A 21,395-nucleotide genomic window follows, 5' to 3' on the forward strand; every position below is an offset into this window, starting at 1 on the left:
TCGGCGACACCCATGTCGGCGGTTTTACCGATCTCTGGGCGCTGGATAAAGCGGGAAAACTGGATCCACTGTTGGCGCAATCCTAAGCGCTGCTGTGCCCTTCACTAACACGTTATTTTTAAATCAGTTAAGTCGAGTTCATTATGTCAGAAGAAAATAACCAACAAGATGCTGGTCAGGCAGCCGCTGGCGGCCCGGTATTTGCGATCCAACGTATCTATTTGAAAGATATTTCTTTCGAAACCCCAATGGGCCCAGAGGCATTCACCAAAGCCTACAAGCCAAACATCCAGCAGGATTTAAACATCCAGGCCAATCAGGTTGAAGAAGGCCTGTTTGAAGTGGTATTGCTGCTCACCATCACTGCCCGCATCGAAGACCGCGCGGTATTTTTGGTAGAAGTGAAACAAGCTGGTCTGTTTGCGATTGCCGGTATTGAAGGCCCGGCAGTGACTCAACTGATCAACACTGCCTGCCCGCAAATCCTGTTTCCATATGCGCGTGAAGCGGTTGATGGCATCCTCGGTCGCGGTAGCTTCCCACCGCTGATGTTGGCGCCAATCAACTTTGACGCTGTATTCGTGCAAGCGATTGCCGCAGCACAACAACAAGCGGCGCAAGCACAGTCTGAAAAGCCGGAAGTTGTGAACTAAGCTATTAGCAATTCTGTTGCGAGGCGCAAAAGGCAACCACTTGTTGGTTGCCTTTTTTATTGCAGGTCAAGCCAAGGTAAATCTGTCATTGTAATCTCGTCAAAGTCTCGCATAATCTCCCCCTGCCGATAGCATCGAGTAATCTCTCATGTTCAACCTCTCCGCCAAAAACGACCATCAAACCAGCCACATAGCCGCGATTGACCTGGGTTCCAACAGCTTTCACATGATTGTGGCGCGCTGGGACAACGGCCAACTCACGCTACTCGACCGTTTGCGCGAGCCGGTGCGACTGGGGTTCGGCTTGCAGGAAGACTTGAGCCTTAGTGAAGATGCGCGCGAACGCGCACTCGCCTGCCTTGAGCGCTTTGGCGAATGCCTGCGCGGTTATCCCTCGCGCAGTGTGCGGATTGTCGGCACCAAAACCCTGCGCAGTGTGCGCGATTCAAGCCAGTTTCTGGCAGAGGCGGAAAAACGCCTCGGCCATCCGGTAGAAATTATTTCCGGTGATGAAGAGGCGCGCCTGATTTACCTTGGCGTCGCCAACGATATCGCCCCCGATGGCGACAACCGCATTGTGATGGACATCGGCGGTGGTAGTACCGAGGTGATCATCGGCAAAGGCATGCAGCCGCGCCTGAAAGAAAGTTTGAACATGGGTTGTATCACCATCACCAAAAAATTCTTTATGGATGGCAAGGTCACCGAGCGCTCCGTGACCCGCGCGCTCATCGCCTGTTTACAGGAACTGGAGCCGGTGAAGGATGAGTTCTTACAAGCCGGTTGGCTGCAGGTTCTGGGCGCCTCGGGCAGTATCAAGGCAGTCGCCAAAGTCTGTCAGGCCAACGGTTGGAGCGACGGCACTATCACCCTCGACTCGCTCGAAAAAATCATCGCTATCTATTTGAAACACGGCAAACTCGATGCGCCTATCGCCGGTTTGTCGGACGACCGCCAGCCGGTGTTCCTCGGCGGTGTGATGGTGCTTAGTGCGCTGTTTGACGCGCTCGAACTTGAGCAGATGGTCGCCTCTGAATGGGCGCTGCGCGAAGGCCTGCTGTTCGACCAAAAAGGCCGCTTGGAGAACCACGATATCCGCCAGGCGAGTGTGGATGCGCTCGCGGCGCGTTTCCACGTCAATATGGATAAGGCAGTCGCGGTGGAAAAAACCGCGCTCAATCTGCTGAAACAGGTGGCGCAAAGCTGGCAGCTCACCACCGATGACGCGGGCAAACTGCTCGGTTGGGCGGCACGTTTGTATCAGGTGGGCTTGGATATCGCGCACAACGACTACCACAAGCACTCCGCCTATATCGTGCAGAACGTCGATCTCGCCGGTTGCTCCCGCGCCGAACAGACCCAGCTGTCCGCATTGGTACTCGCCCATCGCAAACGTTTCCCTGCCAAAAGTTTCCCACTCGACAATACCGATCTGCTGCGCCTCGCGATTTTGCTGCGCATGGCGGCGATTTTTCATCGCGGCCGCATCAAAGAAGGCATGCCCGCCATCAAACTCAAGGCGGATCACAAGAAGATCAAACTCAGCCTACCAGTTGAGTGGATCAACGAGCATCCGCTCACCCAGGCCGACCTTGAAACTGAGCAGCGCCATCTGGGCGATATCGGCTACCAGCTGGAAGTGATCGCTGATTAAGCGATTGGCAAGGGCTGGTTTTGGGAGTAAAGTGTTACCAAAATACACACTTCTGTTTTATCGAGTTACCCATGCAAGAGTCCTCTCCCGCCAAAAGCGGCTATTTTTTTGTCGCTGGCGCTGTTTTGATTTGGTCCGGTTTTGTGTTGGTGTCGCGCATCGGTGGCACCAGTGTGTTGAATGCCTTTGATATCACCGCCTTGCGTTTTGCTGGCGCAAGCGCAATCCTGCTGCCGGTCTGGCTGTTCTGGAAGCGCGTCCCCCTGTTTAACAAGAAAGTCCTGTCGCTTGCTCTGACTGGTGGTATCGGCTACTCAGTGGTGGTGTATTTCGCCTTCAAGCACGCGCCCGCTGCCCACGGGGCGGTGTTGATCTCCGGCTTGCTGCCGTTTTTTGTGCCGCTGGTGGCGTATTTTTTATTGAAGGAACCGCTGCGCCGCAATTTGCGTATCGCCTTACCGGTGATTGCATTGGGAATGATCTGCTTGGGGGTGGATATTTTCTCGCGCAGCGAAAACACCCTGCCCGGCGATTTATTGCTGGTGGCGTCATCGCTGATCTGGGCGATTTACACCATCCTCGCCAAACGCTCCGGTTTGGGTGCATGGGAGACGGCGATTGGCAGCGCGCTGCTAGCCACACTCATCTATTTGCCGGTGTACCTATTATTCCTGCCCAAGGCGATTACGCTGGCACCGATCAACGACATCATCCTGCAAGCGTTCTATCAAGGTGTGGTGGTGGCGGTTATCGCCATGCTGTTTTTCATGGCCGCCATGACCCGCCTCGGGCCGACCAGAACTGGTGCTTGCATGGCCCTGGTGCCAGCGGTTGCGGGAATCAGCGCATCGCTGATTTTGGGTGAAGCCCTGGATGCATGGTTAGTGGCAGGTTTGCTGACCACCAGCGCCGGTGCCTGGTTGGGCGCACGCGGTTAAATCCAACAGGTTCAGACGAAAAAAGCCGATGGCATAACACCATCGGCTTTTTTATTGCGGCGGGAAAAACTAGTTACACACAGTGCCGGTCACTTGCGGGATTTCAGCGCTGGTGTGGTTGCCCTGAAAACCGAACTCAACCGTTTGCCCCGGTGCGATGCTGTTGTTCCAACCTGCACCCGTTGCCGAGTATGGATTGCTGCCAGTCACTGTTGCATTCCAGGTGCCGGTCAGGCGTGTACTGCCCGCGTACTGCCAACCGACATTCCAGTTATTGATCGTACTGGTGCCTTTGTTGGTAATGCGGATCGCACCGGTAAAACCTGATCCCCAGTTATTGCTGATTACATAGCTGCAATTGCCAGCCGTTGTTGCTGTGCTTGAAGCCGCGCTGCTACTGGCTGGGGTTGAACTTGCGGGAGTCGAGCTGGCCGGTGTGCTGCTGCGCGATGAACTGCTGGCAACAACCGAACTGGTGGCGCCAGTCGGTGTGGTGCTGAAGGCATTGGAATTGCCGTTGCCATCGGCAGTAGTGAACTTCACCCAGAACCAGTAAGGCGTGCCGTTGGTGAGGCCGGTGGCGGTGTAGCTGCGGGTACTGGCACTGAGCGATGCAATGCGGGTGCGCCCGTTAATGTCAGCGTCGGTATCACGGTAGATTTCGATCCCGGTGATATTGCCCGTCACCGTCCAGTTAAGTGTCACTTGCCCATTGCCCGATGTGCCGCCCAGATTAACATCCACAGCAGATGCCGACGAACTGCTGCTGGATGAACTGCTCGATGGCGCCGTCGCATTCGGGTTAGTGCCGACAAAATACAAATCAGGTGCCGGTGGTGTCGCCATGCCATCGCCGAGGAAGAAACTGGTGTGTGGCGGTTGGTTGTAGGCGACGTTTTGCCACGCAATCGCCTGGCGATATTGCGAGTCGTGCATGAGCGTGCGCAGCTTATAAGTAGTGGCAGTGGGGGTGCTGAAAATCAGCAGCTGGCTGTTGTTTTCGTGGCGCCAGATTACCTCTTCACGCCAGTCGCCGAGGATGTCGGCCGACAAACCGGGCGTGGATTTGGTGCCGTTGTTGGAGGCCGCGCCGTAGTTGTAAGCAGTAAGTAAACGCGAGCTGTTATTGCTGGCGTAATTCCATTTATCGATCATGGTGTTGTTCAGCTGCTCGCGCAGCAAATCGCCATCCCACCAGGCCGCAAAGTTGACTGATGCTGGTTTGCTACTAGTGATGGAGCCTCCGGTTGCCGAGGTAATACCCGTCACGCTGCTCCAACTTTCTGCGCCGGGGGTGCGTGGATCTATATCCATAATTACGCCACGGCCTACATCCGAGCCATTACTCGGTTTGGTCCAGATGACTTGACCGGTGCGCGCATCGCGCATACTGACACCGACGGCGTTGGCCTCATGCACCATAAATGCTTCCAAACCTGGGCGGCTGGGGATGAAATCCGACAGATGCAGCGCATCACCGTGGCCAAAGCCGGTGGAGTGCATGAAAGTGCCGTTGTCGTTGATGGTGGCTGAGCCGTAGACAATTTCATCTTTACCGTCCTGATCCACATCGCCCAAGGTCAGTGAGTGCGCGCCCTGTCCGGCTGCTGCGCCATTGCCACTGGAGTTGCTATCGAATGTCCAGCGGCGGGTGAGCTGGCCGTTGCGCCAATCCCATGCGACCAATACCGCGCGGGTGTAGTAGCCGCGTGTCATCACCAGACTTGGGCGGGTACCGTCGAGGTAGGCGACGCCAGCGAGGAAGCGGTCGACGCGGTTGCCGTAGTTATCGCCCCAGCTGCTCACGGTGCCGCGCGCGGGCAGATAATCAGTGGTCGCCATGGCGACACCGGTCTGACCGTTGAAGATCGTCAGGTATTCCGCACCGCTGAGGATATAACCGCCGGAGTTGCGGTAGTCAGTATTGGCGTTGCTGCCGCCGAGCACTGTGCCCGCCGCGTCTTTGGTGCCCGGTGCGGTTTTCAATGCGACTTCGGCTTTGCCGTCACCGTCCAGGTCATACACCATAAATTGCGTGTAGTGGGCACCGGCGCGGATGTTTTTGCCTAGATCAATCCGCCACAAACGCGTGCCGTTCATTTCATAGGCATCGATAAACACATTGCCGGTATAACCGGATTGGGAATTGTCCTTGGCGTTGGACGGGTCCCACTTCACCACGATTTCATATTCGCCATCGCCATCCAGATCGCCCACGCTCAGGTCGTTAGGTGAGTAGGTATAGGCTTCGCCGCTCGGCGTTGTCCCGCCATTCGGGCGGCTCAGGTTCACCGCCAGATAAGGGTTCGCCCAGGTTGCTTTGGCCGGATTGGCCGCCAGCTCGGTACCGTTGATAACCGCGCGTACTGTGTAAGCCGCACTTGTCGTACCGCTGGTATCCAGATAGTTGGTGCTGTTGGTAATTGGCGACGCGGTAATTTTGCTGCCGTTGCGATAGACGTTAAAGCTGACGTTGCTCGGGTCATCGCCCAACATCCGCCAACTGATCAGGATGCCGCTGCCGGATGGCAAGGCGACTACACCGCGATCCAGATATTCCGCCTGGCGCGCCGCAAAACTGCTGGCGGTAGCGAGGCTAAGTCCGGCGCACACACACGCCAATAGAGTTTTGCGTAGCCAGGGCTGCTGATTGAATTTGACCATTTTCGTTATCTCGTTATTCGGTAGGTAAGTCAGGCCAGCACGCACGGATAAACGGCGGGCAAAGCGCTGCGTCAGGTTTTGTGTATTTATTTACAGGTAGAACCGAATGCCGTTGTGTTCAGGTACAACTAAATTATTAGAATTATTGTGATTGTTAGCCTGCTGGAGAGATCCGATACATTGCCGGAAGCGGGGTGTGGGCAAGAATATAATATGTATGATGAATGAAAAACTGGCGCCGTTATTCTATGCGCCAGATCGATGATTTTTTATTAAATTTGCGACAAGATAGGATATTTAATAGCCAGATGTGCGAGGGGTTGGCGCCCCAACCCTCGGACCGTCGGTTCAGGTTGAAGGTGTTGTCTTAATATTGAATTCGCCGCGTAAGCGCAGGGAGATAGACGTGATATAGGCAATAAACAACGCCGAGAAGGCACTAAAGTGCAATGCATCAATAGTCGTTAAGCCCCAAAATGAAAACTCAACTCGCGGGACAATAAAGGATGCCGCATAGGCAAAAAGTGCGTAGGCCACGAGGCTTGCCTCATGTCGTATCAGGTCTGAGCGACCCAAACGGCCTAATGATGGTAGCCCCAGAATAAGCCTCACCCATAATGCATAATGGTCGTTCGATATAGTCATCTTTCGTGTTGTTCATTGCATATAGCTCCTGTTCCAGTAAGTCGACATTGATCTCAAATGTCGCGGCCAGAGCCCGAAGCGATGCATAACTCACCCTATGGCCTGCTTCAACCCGCTGAATGGTGCGAAGACTTAATCCGGCCGCCTCAGCCAACTGCTCTTGGGAAATACCCCGGTCTTCTCTATGTTTTCGAATTAGCATGTCAATCTCCGGTTGCGACTTACCCAATCTAGGTCATCCAACTCACTGTCGGTGACGACAGCACCCGCCAAATTAGCCGCCAGCAGTGATATTTTGTGATTTTTTCGGTTTGCCTTACGATAAAGGCAGAAAAAACCGGCAACCCTAGCAGCCCCCCTACGACGAAATGATTGCTGGCCACGCGCGTTCGAAGGGACTGATTGTAGTAACGAACAACACTAAACAATTTGAAAACGTACTGGGTATTCGTTTGGTGAATTGGGTTAAATAATTGTTGTAGCGTGATGAATAGATTGGCTTGAATTGTCGAACCTATATGTTACGAGTTGCTCGTAGCGTTCTAAGCTCTTTAACCGCTGCATCGAAGTTAATTAGCGCGTTATTAATGATTGCTTCTACTTGCAATTGGAGTTCTTGCATTTCAGGTGTTTGCACTGGTAGCTGCGTTAACCATTGAGCAATTCGACGGTGCCGTTCTGTTAGCAGATTTTGGTCGATTGTTTTGCGAGTAAGAATTGTTTAAATGTTTGCCTTTTAACTTATCCAATAAAACCTGTTGGGCTTCACAAACTCAGTCCACTTGATCCGCCCATCATTCATGGCTTCAATTAATGATTACGCACTATGCGCAGACCAGCGCTCCAGCAGAATGGCTTGGGCATCGATGGGTTCTTCGCCTTCGTGAACTTGGGAGGGAATGTAGCTGCCGTCTTCCTGCAACAACCAGGCGTGGGTGTTGTCGGTCAGGTAGAGATGCAGATCTTCCAAAATGCGGTCGCGGATTTTTTTGTGTTTGATCGGGAAACAAGTCTCGACGCGATGGAACATGTTGCGCAGCATCCAGTCCGCACTTGAGCAGTACAAATCCGGATTGCCATTGTTCTCAAAATAAAACACGCGGTGATGTTCGAGGAAGCGGCCGATAATCGAGCGCACGCGAATATTTTCTGATAGCCCCGCAACACCCGGGCGCAATTGGCACACGCCGCGCACAATCAAATCAATCTGCACACCGGCTTGCGACGCAGCGTAGAGTTCGTTCACCAATTCTTCATCGTAAAGCGAATTCATTTTGGCGATGATACGTGCGGGTTTGCCTTGCTCGGCGTGTTCTTTTTCTGTGCGGATGCGACGCACCATGCCTTTGTGCAAGGTGAAAGGCGCGTACAAAAGCGCTTCCATTTTGGAGGCTTTGCCCATGCTCGATAATTGCAAAAAGATGCGATACACATCTTCGCCGATATCTTTATCCGAGGTGAGCAAACCGTAGTCGGTATAAATTTTACTGGTGCGCGGGTGATAGTTACCGGTGCCCAAATGCACGTAGTAGCGCAGCTTGCCGGTTTCACGGCGTGCAACCAAAATCATTTTGGAGTGAGTTTTAAATCCAACTACACCGTAAATTACGTGGATACCAAAACGCTGCAAACGTTCGGCCAGTGCTACGTTTTGTTCTTCATCAAAACGCGCGCGCAATTCCACAATCGCGGTAACTTCTTTGCCTGCTTTAGCCGCAGCAACCAATGCATCCACAATCGGTGAATTAGAGCCGGTGCGATACAGGGTTTGTTTGATCGCCAACACGTTCGGGTCTGCAGCTGCCTCGCGCAAAAAGTCCACTACACCCTGGAATGAATCGAAGGGGTGATGGAGCAAAATGTCCTGCTTTTGCAGCACTTCAAAATAGGAGTTGGTGCGCTTGGGCAATTTGGGCATGGACTGTACAAAGGGTTTGAAAAAGTAGCGCGAGTCTTTTACCAGATCGAATAAATCGCTGTAGCGGTTTAAATTCACCGGACCGTTGATGCGGTACAAATCGCGCTCTTTAATTTCGCAGCGCTGCAATAAAAATTGCTCTAATTCCGATGGGCAAGTATCGGTAATTTCCAGACGCACTTCATCGCCGTATTGGCGATAGGCGAGTTCACCTTGTACTGCGCGCAATAAATCGTCGGTCTCTTCTTCGTCGAGGAAAATATCCGAGTTGCGCGTGAGGCGGAATTGATAGCTTTCCATCACCGTCATGCCGACAAATATTTCGGCCATGAAAAAATGGATGATGGAAGAAATAAATACGAAATTGCGCCCGTCCTTACTCAGGGCTTCGGGCAATTCAATAATGTGCGGCAATGAGCGCGGCACTTGCACAATTGCGCGGCCGGAGTTGCGGCCAAAGGCATCTTTGCCATCGAGCCGCACAATGAAATTCAAACTCTTGTTGAGGATGCGTGGAAACGGGTGCGCTGGGTCGAGCCCGATTGGGCTGAGCACGGGCAACACATCGGATAAAAAGATGTGTTTCAGGTATTGGATTTGTTCCGGCGTCCATTCTTCGCGGCGCAACACCTGGATGCCTTGCTCGCGCATCGCGGTCAGTAATTCGCTGTTGAGGATGCGGTACTGCTCGGCCACTAATTCGTGGGCGCGCAGGGAGATTTCGTTCAAGGTCTGGGTTTGGGTCATGCCATCCGGCCCTTGGGTGGGAGGGGCATTACGCTCAAGGATTTCTACCAGTCCGCCGACGCGCACTTCAAAAAATTCGTCGAGGTTAGTGGAAAAAATACACAGAAAACGCAGCCGTTCCAGCAAGGGTAAATTGCGGTTGTAAGCTTGATGAAGCACACGTTTGTTAAATTCGAGCAGGCTCAGCTCGCGGTTGAAATAGGCGTTAGACACCTTGTACCTCGTTAACCCGGGAAAATAGTGCGGTCAGATTATGGCAGTTATGTGACAGAAATAAGACAGCATCTGCCTGTGGCTAACACTAGCAAAGTTTTACGAATAACGGGGGACTTAGTGCAAAAACTAGTGGTAATTGGCGAGGATATAAAAAGAAGAGATGGCCTTGGACAACATCCAAGGCCGGGTACTGATTAATTGCACTTATACACATCAAAGCTTTGGCGACCATCTTGTACTAGGCTCGCTGGTACTACGGTATCACCGCCAAATTGGCTGGCTTCGTTGCGCGCCATGTTGGTCAACTCGGTCGCTACTTTCTCTGGTGAACGCTTCATTGAACCAACGAAGTTATCTTTCACTTTTACGTTTACGGTGCGCACTTTTTCACAGCTGCGAACGTTCGCTGCATTGGCTACAGCAACGCTGCTGCCTTGGTCGCTTACTTTTACCCAGGTACAAGCGCTGGTCAGGCTGACAGCGGCAACGGCTAACATCAGGGAGATTTTTTTCATACACAATTCCTCAGGGGTGATTAATTAATAATCAGGGGACAAAAAATGTGGAGCTACACTAATCGGATGGCCGCTGAGTTGCAAGCCGCTAGCCCGCATAGTGCGTGGCCTTACCCTGTCGCGCTGGTGAATATGTCACTGCGGTAATGGCCGGTAATAATTAATTTGGGTAAACATGGGTGACAGTAGTATCTTGTGCCAATTTATTGCCCGAAAACCGTGTGAACCGTGCGACATAGCACTGACTTACAAAATAAAAGTATCAATAGGAAAAATCGCTAAAGAGGAGTTTACCCATGGGTTCAGGTTCGTTCAGCCTTTCTAAAATATTTTCCTGGCGCGGTTTGTGGATGCTGGGAAAGTTGTTGGTCATTATCGCTATCCCTATGGGGATTTCACTGCTGGCCGGCAAAATCTACCAAAGTTGGGATGATGATCCGGATCGCGGCGCAGTGGCGATTGATAAGGGCGCCTTCGGTGAAAACTATTCCACCCCCATTTATCTGGATCAGGGTTGGACGCCCAACGACAGCCTTTGGTACTACAACACTACGCAAGGTTCGGCGTTAATTCCCTACGATTTTTTTATCGCGCTGGAACAATCCGATTCCACCGAATTATTCCGTTCAAATGACCTGATCGACAAATACCGCTATCTACCGCAAAAGCCGACGTTTTTTAATCCGGATGGATTACCCGTTGGCTTTGTTAAAGAGTCTTACAAAGGTAATGACTATGTTGGTTATACCTGCGCCGCGTGCCACACCGGCCAAGTGAATTACAAAGGCCATGCGATCCGTATCGACGGCGGCCCGGCGATGGCGGACATGGTGGGCTTCCTCACCGATCTGGAAAAAAGCATGGCGGCGACTATTGCTGATGCCGAGAAAAACCAGCGCTTTGTTGCCAAGGTATTGGAGTTGAAAAATACCTATTCCGATGCGGAAGCTGTGCAGGCCGACCTCAAGCGCTGGGCGCGCAAAACCCGCTTGTACAACACCATCAATTTATCCAGCGTTGAATACGGCTACGCGCGTCTCGATGCATTCGGGCGCATCTACAATCGCGTGCTGGAGCATGTGATCAGCCGCAACCAATTGCGCGATGTGCTGTTGGGTGTGACCAAAGCGGGCAATGAAGATCTCGATTTGTTGACACCGGCGCAGGTCGACAAAGTGCTGGAAGGCATCAGCGAAACCATCATCGGTGATTTGCAGTTCGCCAAAATTATCGACCGTTTGATGTCGACTAAAGAGGGTTATCCCGGCCTCAACATGGACGATATGAACCGCATTAAAGCGCTGATTTTTAACGAACCCAATGCGCCGGTGAGTTACCCCTTCCTGTGGGATATTGTGCAATCGGATTACGTGCAGTGGAATGGTCTGGCGAGCAACGCTGGCGTCGGTCCGATTGGCCGCAATACCGGTGAAGTGATCGGCGTGTTCGGCATCCTCGATTGGACTGCCCACAAGCGCGGCTGGAGTTTGTCGTCGCTGCTTACCGGACAAAAGAGCAAGAGCTACCAAATCGATTTCACGTCTTCTATCGATCTGGTGAATTTGTCGCGCCTGGAATCCCACTTGGCAAGTCTGACCTCACCGGTCTGGCCAACACAAAAAGCGGACAATCCTACCCAAGAAGTTGCCAAAGCGATTTTTGATAAATTACCCGAGTGGCAAATTGATGGAGCAAAAGTTCGCCGTGGCCGCGCGCTTTATGCGGAGTATTGCGAGTCTTGCCACGAGGTGATTGATCGCACCGACCGCGACCGCATTGTGGTGGCGAGTATGGCGAATATCGATGTGATGGGCACCGACCGCGCCATGGCGGAAAATAGCGTTAACTACAAAGGCTATTCGGGCAATTTCAACAACACTTACCAGACCGAAAGTGTCGGTGGATTGGTGATTAAAGATCGCGCGCCGGTAGTGCAAATCCTTACTGCGGCGACCATGGGTGAAGTGGCAACCGAGCCGGATCCGGATAAATGGTGGCCGCGCCGCGCGCTGGATTGGCTGTATATGATGGCCAAATCCTTCTTTGATAATCAAATTAAAGCCAGTGTAAAATCCGGCGATTATCTACCGGACACTACCGCCCAGCCGTATCAATCGCTGCTATCCTACAAAGGCCGCTCACTCAATGGCATCTGGGCAACTGCGCCCTATTTGCACAATGGTTCAGTGCCGACCCTGTACGATTTGTTGCTGCCGGTAAAGCGCGAAGGTGATGCCGAAGATGGACTTTATCGCCCGACTGAATTTAAAGTCGGTAGTCGCGAATTTGATCCAATTAAAGTAGGGTTGCGTTCCGAGGGTTATGAAGGCTTTACCTTCAAGGCCGATAAACGCGGCGATTTTAATACCGGCCACGAATACGGTACCGCCCATGCACCGGCCGTCAATGGCACAAAACAAGAGCCACTGACCGATGCCGAGCGCTGGGATCTGGTTGAATATATTAAAACCTTGTAATTGCCAATGCCGGATTTTTATCGCACTGGCGCCTGTTAAACAGGCTTATCCGGTGCGCTAATCAAAGGAAAGATAACGCCACTGTTTGCAGTAATGTCCCTTATTTAGCGAAGGGGCGATGCTGCAAAAGTGGCGTTGTTGTATTTAAATGGTCGCATTTTCTAATTACTCCACATTTTTATGGTCTAACGACGCAATCCACAATTTGATGCAGCGTTAAGACCCTTATCGAGTTATTTGTTTTGTTATGCGATCACCAATAAGTAGGCGCCAGCAATTGCTGGCCAGTTTGACCGGCGGCCTGTCGCTGGTATTGATGTTGGCAGTGCCGCCAGTGCAGGCACAGGGCGAAAAACGCGTGACGGTTCCGATCGCGCTGCCGTTCCAACAGTCGAGCAATGCCAGTGCATCCTCAGCTCCTGCCCAGATAGCACCCGCGCACGCGGTGCAGGCTACGCCATTCACCCAGTCCACTCCGCAATCGACCACCACTGTTTCAATTCCCATTACTACTGTCGTTGGCGGTAATGCGATCGTCGGTGCTGCGAGTTCTGCGAGTGTTTCCTCGGCGGCGTTGCAGGCGATAACGGCGGAAAACTCTCTGTCGGCGATGCCATTGGCGAGTACCCAGCTAGCCGCCGCACCTGTAGTGGTTGCTGCATCGAGCCCTGCCAGTTCTGCCGCATCCAGCGCAGCCTTGCCGCCTGCAAAACCTATAGTGGCGATCAAAGAGGCGCAAGAGAAAAGCGAACTGGCGGAGGCGGAAAAAGCCCAGCCAGCAGCGCAGATCCCGATAATCACCACCGCGCCGATCAAAGCACCGCGCTATCCGGTCGGTCATCCGGAAGCGTTTGTGCCGGAATTTGAAGATTACATCGCCAAAAAAGTTGCACCCTTTGTACCCGGTGTAGCAGTGGTGATTGTCTCTGGCGGGCAGATTAAATCGCTCAATGGCTACGGTGTGCGCCGTGCCGGCACCCGTGAAAGTGTGACGCCCGATACCGTGTTCCGCCTCGCGTCCCTGTCCAAACCCTTTGCCGGTACTGCAGCGGGTTTGTTGGTCGACGAAGGCAAAATTAGCTGGGATACCACCGTGACCTCGGTATTGCCCAATGTCGCATTCAAAAATAAAGCCTATGGCAAACAGCTCACCCTGCGCCACGCCCTCGGTCAATCCTCTGGTTTGCCGCGTCATACTTACACCCACTATATCGACGAAAACATGAGCTATGCCGATATGGTCAATCGTCTGCGCTATGTGAATTTTGCCTGCGCGCCGGGCAAATGTTTTGCCTACCAGAATGTGATGTACAGCCTCGCGGGCGACATGATCAAGAAAAAATCCGGCGTGAGTTTTGAAAATTATGTCGAGAAGAAAATATTCGATCCGCTCGGCATGCGCAGCGCCTCCTACGGTTTGGCGAGTTATAACGCCTCGCCCAACCGCGCATCCCCGCATATCAGTGGTGGTAAGCGCTGGGTTCCAACATCGGTTAATGCCAACTGGTATCGCGTTGCACCGGCGGCGGGGGTGAATGCGAGCATTGTCGATATGTCGCGCTTTTTGCTCGGGCAAATGGGTAAGCGGCAGGATGTGTTGTCCTTGCCAGTACTCAACTCGATTCAGGCGCGGGTGACCAAAAACACTCCCGGGCAAAACTATTATGCAGCGCACAAGCTAGCGGCGAATACCGCCTACGGTATGGGCTGGCGGGTATTTGATTACGGGCGCGATAAAAACTTTATCCACCACGGTGGTTGGGTAAAAGGTTTCCGCACCGAGATGGTGTTCAACCGCGATCTGCAGATCGGCATGGTGTTCCTGTCCAATTCCGAGACACCACTTGCGCGCGGTGTGATCTTTCAATTCCTCGATAGCTACCAGCGCTCCAAAGCCGCTGCACGCGCCGCTAACAAGAAGAAATAACCGTGAACTTGGCCGCTTTGCATCCCCGCCAGATACTGCGCGCGCTCGATGAGCTGGATGCAACTGCGCCTTCGCACAGCATGAGCAAACCGGCGGCGATGCGCCGGGTGATGCTGGTGTTGGCGTGCGTGTCGGTCAGTTTGCTGGTTTTGCATTATGCCAAATTCTCCACCCACTTCCTCGCGACTCTGGCCTGGTTGGGCGAATGGCGCGGATTGGGCGCGGATTACTACGAGCAAACCCTGGCGCAAAAGGGCTGGTTGGATTTGGGTGGTTATATCTGGTGGACAGCTTGCCACCTGCTCACCTTTATCGTGTTGCCTTGGCTGGTAATCCGCTACGGTTTCAAACAGTCGATGCTCGATTTCGGCTGGCGCTGGAATCAGGTCAGCCAGCATTGGCGTGGTTACTTGCTGCTACTCAGCCCGATTTTGGTGTTTGTGGTGCTGGTGAGTTTTGGCGAGGATTTCGTCAATCACTATCCCTTTTATCGCCATGCAGGTCGCAGCTGGCTGGATTTCCTGCTGTGGGAACTGCTCTATATGAGTCAGTTTATCTTCCTCGAATTCTTCTTCCGCGGGTTTATGCTCAATGCATTGCGCCCGGCCATCGGCGTCAATGCGATCTGGGTGATGTGCGTGCCCTATATGATGATCCATCTGCCCAAGTTGGCGTTGGAGGCAACCGGCGCAATTTTGTTCGGTTTGTTCCTTGGCATACTTGCGTTGCAATCCCGTTCAATTTGGGGCGGCGTTCTGGTTCATGCCGGCGTTGCACTCAGCATGGATATCGCCGCCTTGCTGCGAAAACAGGATTTTCCTGGATCATTTTTTCCCTTCTGATTTCCCTCTTATAACTCTTGGTGACTTGCAATTTTTGCTGCGCCGGGCGGGCCCAGCAAAATCAATGACTTGTCGCTTAAATAATCTGACCTGCTAAAAATGGCATTTAAATATGCAAAATTGTGTGACTTGAATCACTAATCTTTGCTGCTAGAGTCAGAGTTACCTAATCAATAAGATGGCTCCCGGGAGTGAAGGACATGCGTAGTTTCTACCGTCCAGCGTCCACCAGATATATGCTGCTAGCCATAGCCTTAATGGCGGCAGCAGCCAACGCTTCAGTACTCGAATGCAATAAGACACTTCAGGTCAATCAAGCCTTCACCGCCGAGTGCAAATCGGTTGAGCAAATTACCGGTGCCACATCGGTCAATACGTTAAAGGCTGCCATCCCTGCCGTAACCCCTGCTGCCATAGTGGCTGGGGGTGGATTTCCGCTTAACCAAACCCGTGTATCCGATGCTGCTACCGGCTCTGTTCCGCTGTTGGTTTTAATCAGTGCTCTGGTTGGCGTGATTCTGATTCGCGCCAAAAGTTACAACAGCAAATAAGTCGTCACTCATCAGCTGTAGTAGCAAAGACCAAAAACAAAGATAGTCATATGTATATCTAGCCAGTAAAATCACACTATTCATTTTTTACTGGCTTTGGTTATGGATGTCTCCCTCCTGTTAGATTCGCTCAACAACGCCCAGCGCGATGCCGTTGGCGCACCCGCGTGCAACCAATTGATCCTCGCTGGTGCGGGCAGCGGTAAAACCCGCGTGTTGGTACATCGCATCGCTTGGTTGATCCAAGTCGAGCAGGTATCGCCCTATTCGATTATGGCGGTGACCTTTACCAACAAAGCCGCGCGCGAAATGCGTGCCCGCCTCGACGAACTTTTCCATCAGAACGGACAGCCAATCAATAGCCGCGCCATGTGGGTCGGCACTTTCCACGGCCTTGCCCATCGCCTGTTAAAAGCCCATTGGCAGGATGCAAAACTGCCGCAGAATTTCCAGATTCTCGACAGCGACGACCAATTGCGTTTGATCAAGCGCGTCTATCAAACGCTGAATATCGACGAGAACAAATGGCCGCACAAACAAGCCCAGTGGTATATCAACGGCCAAAAAGATGAGGGCCTGCGCCCGCAACATATTCAGGATACTGGCGATCCGTTTGTGCGCACCATGCTGCAGATTTATCGCGCTTACGAAGAAGATTGCCAGCGCGGCGGCATGGTGGATTTCGCCGAAATTTTATTGCGCGCCCACGAACTTTGGTTGCACAAACCGCACATCCTCGAACATTACCAACAGCGTTTTCCATTTATACTTGTCGACGAATTTCAGGATACCAACAGCGTACAATATGCATGGCTGCGCGTGCTCGCTGGCAAAACCGCGTGCGTGACTGCAGTGGGTGACGACGACCAATCCATTTACGGTTGGCGCGGTGCAAAAATTGAAAATATCCAGCGCTTCTCGCAGGATTTTGCTAACACCCAAGTCTATCGCCTCGAACAAAATTATCGCTCTACTGGCAATATCCTCAGCGCCGCCAACGCGGTGATCAAACACAACTACGGCCGCCTCGGCAAAGAGTTGTGGACCGAAGGTGACAAAGGCGATCCCATTTCACTTTACGCCGCCTACAACGAGCAAGACGAAGCGCGTTTTATTGTGGAGCGCATTCAGGATTGGGCACGCAAAGGCCACGAGAAAAAAACCATCGCGATTTTGTATCGCTCCAACGCCCAGTCACGGGTATTGGAAGAAGCCTTGTTGCGCGAAGCAATTCCCTATCGCATTTATGGCGGCCAGCGTTTCTATGATCGCCTCGAAATTAAAAATGCCATCGCCTACATGCGTTTGATCAGCAATCGCCACGACGATGCGGGTTTTGAACGCGTAATTAATACACCCACGCGCGGCATTGGCGGCAAAACCGTTGACGATATTCGTTTGTTTGCGCGTGAACAGGGCTGTTCACTTTGGGCAGCGGCGGAACAAATGGTTGCCAAGCGCGTATTCGCAGCGCGCGCCGGTAATGCGGTGCAATCCTTTTTAAATTTGGTGGATAAGCTCGCGCAGGAAGCCCACGCGTTTGATGACCATGGCGAAACGCTTGCGCTCGATATGATCGCGAAAAAAGTCATTGAAGATACTGGTTTGCTTGAATTCCATCAAAACGAAAAAGGTGAAAAAGGCCAGGCACGCGGCGAAAACTTGCAGGAATTAATTACCGCTTGCCGCGCATTTGATGCCGACGAAGAAGGTGAGGATTTAACGCCGCTGCAACAGTTTTTGGATACCGCTGCGCTCGATGCCGGTGAAAACCAGGCCGATGAATTTGAAGATGCGGTGCAATTGATGACCTTGCACTCGGCCAAAGGTTTGGAATTTCCACTGGTGTTTTTGGCCGGTGTGGAAGAGGGATTATTCCCGCACAAAATGTCGGCGGATGATCCCGATCGTTTGGAAGAAGAGCGTCGCCTCTGTTACGTGGGTATCACCCGCACGATGGAAAAATTATTTATCAGTTACGCCGAAACCCGTCGCTTGTACGGTAACGAAACCTTTAATGCGGTCTCGCGTTTTGTAAAAGAAATTCCTGCGGATTGCATCGAAGAAGTGCGCTTGAAAACAGCGGTCACTCGACCAGTCAGTTTTAATCGCCCCGCATTAACCCAGGCTTCAAAACGCACACCCATGTATGAAACCGGCGAAGACACCGGCTTCCGCCTCGGTCAGCGCGTTACTCATGCGATGTTTGGTGAAGGTGTGATTTTGCAATTTGAAGGTAATGGGCCTAATGCTGTTATCCATGTTAAGTTTGAGCAAGACGGCACGAAAAAATTTATTATGCAATATGCAAAGCTGCAAGGAATATGATCGCAATCAATTATCGTGCCGCCGTTGATGTTTCTTCAGGTGAAAGAAGCGGTTCAATTAACGGATTAATGATGCCAAAGTAATCTAATTCTCGTTGACCACTAAAAAAAGTATCGAAAAAATTATAAAAGTACAATGTAAGATAATCGCGCTCTTGAGGAGATGGGGCAGTGGGAATTGCTCCTTCGGTCAGTTCGGCAAGCGTTAGTCTGGTAAAAAAATTAATTGACTGAAGCTTATCGAGACTTGCTTCAAGTTTGCTCTCGCCTAAGCCGGCAGCATTTGCTAATCGTTGGCCGAGTAGAGTGGCTGGTAGATGTTTAGGCCAATTGGCAGTGTGTAATTCTGTATTGCTCCATACCAGATAGGGAGTGGAAAAAATCTCCCTTGAGTGTGTTGATATTTCTGCTTTAGGTTTAAATCCCGTCTCTTCGTAAATGCGAAAATCCCCGCCTAAAATGGGTAAGTGATCGCCATAAAATAAAACCACAACAGGTGGTGCATCAATTTTTTCGAAGGTTTCAATAAGTTCATTCAGGGCTTTGCGTGACTCACGCACACCTACTGAGTAGGTGCTCAGCGCACGATATTCAGTAGTTGATAGATTAGGTACTGCATCCCAGTTAATCGTTACTGGTTCAAGGTTTTGATAGCGATCATCATCAAACGGGCCATGATTGGCCATTGTCACTGCAAATAAAAACGTGGGCTCAGAGGATGATTCAAGCGTGGTTTCGATCAACCGGTTAACAGCTCGATCTGAAATATAAATACTGTTTCTGTCCTCTTGATCAAAATAATTTTCATCCCAAAAAGTTTGAAAGCCAAGCATTGGATAAACTTTGTTGCGATTCCAAAACCAATTTTGATAAGGGTGCATGCCGATAGTTCTATAACCATTATGGCGAAATCTCCATGCCAAGCTAGGTTGAGGCTTTTGCATAAAATGAATGAAAGGTATGGAGCCGTCTGGGAATAGGCCTAGTGATGCGCCAGTAAGTATTTCAAATTCGGTGTTTGCTGTTGCCCCTCCAAATGTAGGTACTTGAACATAACCTGTTGCGCATGCACGCGTATTTTGATTACGACCTTCACACAGTATATTGAGATCACCCGGTGAGCCGTCAGGATATAAATCAGCGTGGAGTTTGCCCGGATCCCAATAAGCCTCCGATTGAATAACAATAACGTGCGGCCGTTTGGCATTCAGAGGTGCGGCTGCATTTTGGATGGATAGCTTGCTAGATAACATTGCTATCGATTCAGTACTATAACCGTCAGGTTTTTGAACTTTAAAATTAGTATAGTTATAAATAAAACCTGGCAAAAATCCGGTTATTTTATATAGCTCGCTTGCGTTGGTAATCTGCCATACCTCAGGCAAATGAGAAGAGTCTATGAGCTTTTGTGATTGATGCGTAAGTAATAATATAAAGGTGAGTGCTACTACCCCACGCAATGCGGTCAGTCTATTATGATTAAATACTTTAATAGATTTTAGCCAAAATAAGTAACCGACTCCTCCGATGACGGCCAAAATGGTTAATGCAGCGGCGATGGCAATTATTTTTCCTGCGACAAATATGAGTGATTCGAATGCTTGGTCAATTATGTAGAAGTCGCTCGGTAATAATGGTGAGTCGAGGAAGTTTAACTTTAATTTATTGGTGATTGCGAATAGTGTAAGAAATGAAAAAATAGATGAGATGGAAAAAATTCTTGAAAAAATAGAGCGCAAAATAAGATAAGAGAATAGTGAAACAATGATGCCTATTCCAAGAAAGTAGTAGTATTTTTCTGCCCATTCAATGGTGATTGAAAAATTCCAATCTCTCAATGGGAGTTCAAACAAGAAGAAAATTGCACAAGTAAAAGTTAATACCAGAAGAAAGTACTTCAATAGGAAAAAGTTCGAAATATATATCCATCTGAATGTCCTGAGCGGGGATTTTTTCAATCCAATGAATAAATGATAAAAGCGTATTGCTGGCTGGCTTACGGAGAAGCTTGTTGCCCAGCTGACCCAGCTGTCCCACCATTGAGAAAGCTGGGAGAAATAATTAAGTTTTAGTGTTGTAATGATGATTATTGAAATGAATGCGCTAAATATTGTGCCCGCAGCCAAGCCTTGGTTGTAAGCTGAGTTTAGTTGGGTGTTTAGGGCTATAAGTGCAAAACCGTGAAACAAAAGTATTGATTTGTATAGGGACTCGCGGTTTGTAAATATTTCACTGTCTATTTCTTTTATAGGAAGGAACCCTTTGTAGTATCCGGCAAGAAAAAAGATATATAAAAACGATATGACTTTCAGCTGTGAGGGAAGTATTAGTGCTGAAACAATAAGAATTGTTAGTCTAGCTACGGATGCAATAACGTTATCTTCTATGATTTTAGTTAGATAGGTTAGCGTGCAGCAATATAAAAATCCTGCAACAAAAAACATAGGGCCGATAGGTGTCAGGAACGATATGTCATTATCTGTACTGATTGACAGTGTTACTGAGTAGTAAAAAAATTGAAAAAATAGATAAGTAAAAACTGTTTGACTTACGATATGTGTTTTTGAAAAAAATTTTTCTTGGTTTTTAAGAAAAAGGCCAAAATAAATAAAAATTATAGGATAGAGAAAACCGCTGATGCTGTAATGGATGAAGGCAATTCTACTATCAACTGATGTTAATTCGGTTAGTATTTGGTTTAACACGAATAGAATCAAAATTGCATTCAGTGCAAGATTCGCGGAGGTTTTCGTTAATGGCGGAGGATTTGATTTTCTATTGACCATCAGAAATCTCCACATTAAACAGGGTTCTCTGCAAGCTATAAAGTGAAGATCCTAATGCCTGATTTAATGTGTGATTGTCCGGTGGGTAAATGAAGGTAGACACTTCGTAGATCCCCGGTATTGCATTTCCTGGAATATCTATAGAAATAGTGTCAGAAAAAATTATTCCTGTGCTCGGTATGTCTTTGTAGTATTGATTAAGGGAGCCAATTTTTTGGGTATCGATAAAAGTAAGTTGTTGGTGTTTGTTTTTTACGTAGTAACCAATGAGGTGAGATTCAGGCAGGGGCTCTGATAGCCTCCAGGAAACAGAAAATATCAATGTTTGACCTGGAGCTAATTTTTCAGTTTTGGGTGTTACGCTAATTAATTGTGCATTTTGCCCAAAATCAGCGTAATGATATTGCGGGGTTGTTGTTTGTTCCGGTTGCTTTATATACAGCCAGCAAATGAGCAGGAGGCAAATAACAATAAGTGTTTGGGATATTCGATCAATGCTGGAGTGTGTTTGTTTTATACCAGGCATCAGGACTCC

15 protein-coding genes are annotated in these 21,395 nt (G+C 50.3%); 8 read left to right on the forward strand and 7 right to left on the reverse strand.

Features of this window, described 5'->3' with window-relative positions:
* Positions 1 to 143 precede the first annotated feature (143 nt).
* The 3 genes from secB (at position 144) to AAGC78_RS17880 (ending at position 3,245) form a co-directional block, all read left to right on the forward strand.
* Complete coding sequence (secB, locus tag AAGC78_RS17870; protein ID WP_435785465.1) at positions 144 to 653, forward strand: protein-export chaperone SecB; 510 nt, start codon at positions 144 to 146, stop codon at positions 651 to 653.
* Positions 654 to 801: 148 nt separating this feature from the next.
* On the forward strand, positions 802 to 2,307 hold the full coding sequence (locus tag AAGC78_RS17875; RefSeq protein WP_435785466.1) for a Ppx/GppA phosphatase family protein: 1,506 nt from the start codon (positions 802 to 804) through the stop codon (positions 2,305 to 2,307).
* A 71-nt stretch (positions 2,308 to 2,378) separates the two neighbouring features.
* Positions 2,379 to 3,245 carry a DMT family transporter gene (locus tag AAGC78_RS17880; protein WP_435785467.1) on the forward strand — a complete coding sequence of 289 codons (867 nt, stop codon included), beginning with the start codon at positions 2,379 to 2,381 and terminating at the stop codon, positions 3,243 to 3,245.
* Positions 3,246 to 3,314: 69 nt separating this feature from the next.
* On the opposite strand, the gene AAGC78_RS17885 is transcribed toward AAGC78_RS17880, so the two are convergent.
* The 5 genes from AAGC78_RS17885 to AAGC78_RS17905 all read right to left on the reverse strand — a co-directional run bounded on the left by AAGC78_RS17885 (position 3,315) and on the right by AAGC78_RS17905 (position 9,950).
* Entirely contained in the window at positions 3,315 to 5,909 is a 2,595-nt protein-coding gene (locus AAGC78_RS17885; protein WP_435785468.1) for a cellulose binding domain-containing protein, read from the reverse strand.
* A gap of 348 nt (positions 5,910 to 6,257) precedes the next feature.
* Positions 6,258 to 6,446 (reverse strand): hypothetical protein, encoded by a 189-nt coding sequence (locus AAGC78_RS17890; RefSeq protein WP_435785469.1) that lies wholly within the window; start codon positions 6,444 to 6,446, stop codon positions 6,258 to 6,260.
* A gap of 10 nt (positions 6,447 to 6,456) precedes the next feature.
* Positions 6,457 to 6,756, reverse strand: a complete 300-nt coding sequence (locus AAGC78_RS17895; protein WP_435785470.1) for a helix-turn-helix domain-containing protein — start codon at positions 6,754 to 6,756, stop codon at positions 6,457 to 6,459.
* A gap of 615 nt (positions 6,757 to 7,371) precedes the next feature.
* Positions 7,372 to 9,432: a polyphosphate kinase 1 gene (gene ppk1 / locus AAGC78_RS17900; protein ID WP_435785471.1), complete on the reverse strand. Its 2,061-nt coding sequence runs from the start codon at positions 9,430 to 9,432 to the stop codon at positions 7,372 to 7,374.
* A 197-nt stretch (positions 9,433 to 9,629) separates the two neighbouring features.
* Positions 9,630 to 9,950, reverse strand: a complete 321-nt coding sequence (locus AAGC78_RS17905; protein WP_435785472.1) for a DUF4156 domain-containing protein — start codon at positions 9,948 to 9,950, stop codon at positions 9,630 to 9,632.
* 296 nt (positions 9,951 to 10,246) lie between these two features.
* On the opposite strand from AAGC78_RS17905, the gene AAGC78_RS17910 reads away from it, so the two are divergent.
* The 5 genes from AAGC78_RS17910 to uvrD all read left to right on the forward strand — a co-directional run bounded on the left by AAGC78_RS17910 (position 10,247) and on the right by uvrD (position 18,075).
* Complete coding sequence (locus AAGC78_RS17910) at positions 10,247 to 12,427, forward strand: di-heme-cytochrome C peroxidase (protein ID WP_435785473.1); 2,181 nt, start codon at positions 10,247 to 10,249, stop codon at positions 12,425 to 12,427.
* Between the two features lie 277 nt (positions 12,428 to 12,704).
* Positions 12,705 to 14,354 (forward strand): serine hydrolase domain-containing protein, encoded by a 1,650-nt coding sequence (locus AAGC78_RS17915; RefSeq protein ID WP_435785474.1) that lies wholly within the window; start codon positions 12,705 to 12,707, stop codon positions 14,352 to 14,354.
* A gap of 2 nt (positions 14,355 to 14,356) precedes the next feature.
* Positions 14,357 to 15,196: a CPBP family intramembrane glutamic endopeptidase gene (locus tag AAGC78_RS17920; protein WP_435785475.1), complete on the forward strand. Its 840-nt coding sequence runs from the start codon at positions 14,357 to 14,359 to the stop codon at positions 15,194 to 15,196.
* Positions 15,197 to 15,396: 200 nt separating this feature from the next.
* Entirely contained in the window at positions 15,397 to 15,747 is a 351-nt protein-coding gene (locus tag AAGC78_RS17925; protein ID WP_435785476.1) for a hypothetical protein, read from the forward strand.
* Positions 15,748 to 15,849: 102 nt separating this feature from the next.
* On the forward strand, positions 15,850 to 18,075 hold the full coding sequence (gene uvrD, locus AAGC78_RS17930) for a DNA helicase II (RefSeq protein WP_435785477.1): 2,226 nt from the start codon (positions 15,850 to 15,852) through the stop codon (positions 18,073 to 18,075).
* A gap of 10 nt (positions 18,076 to 18,085) precedes the next feature.
* On the opposite strand, the gene AAGC78_RS17935 is transcribed toward uvrD, so the two are convergent.
* On the reverse strand, positions 18,086 to 20,860 hold the full coding sequence (locus AAGC78_RS17935; protein ID WP_435785478.1) for an LTA synthase family protein: 2,775 nt from the start codon (positions 20,858 to 20,860) through the stop codon (positions 18,086 to 18,088).
* The gene (locus AAGC78_RS17940; protein ID WP_435785479.1) at positions 20,850 to 21,386 is read right to left on the reverse strand and encodes a hypothetical protein; all 537 of its coding nucleotides are present in this window, start codon (positions 21,384 to 21,386) and stop codon (positions 20,850 to 20,852) included. Before AAGC78_RS17940 ends, AAGC78_RS17935 begins: the two co-directional genes overlap by 11 nt.
* Positions 21,387 to 21,395 lie beyond the last annotated feature (9 nt).

This window comes from Cellvibrio sp. (assembly GCF_039207905.1).
Lineage (GTDB): Bacteria > Pseudomonadota > Gammaproteobacteria > Pseudomonadales > Cellvibrionaceae > Cellvibrio.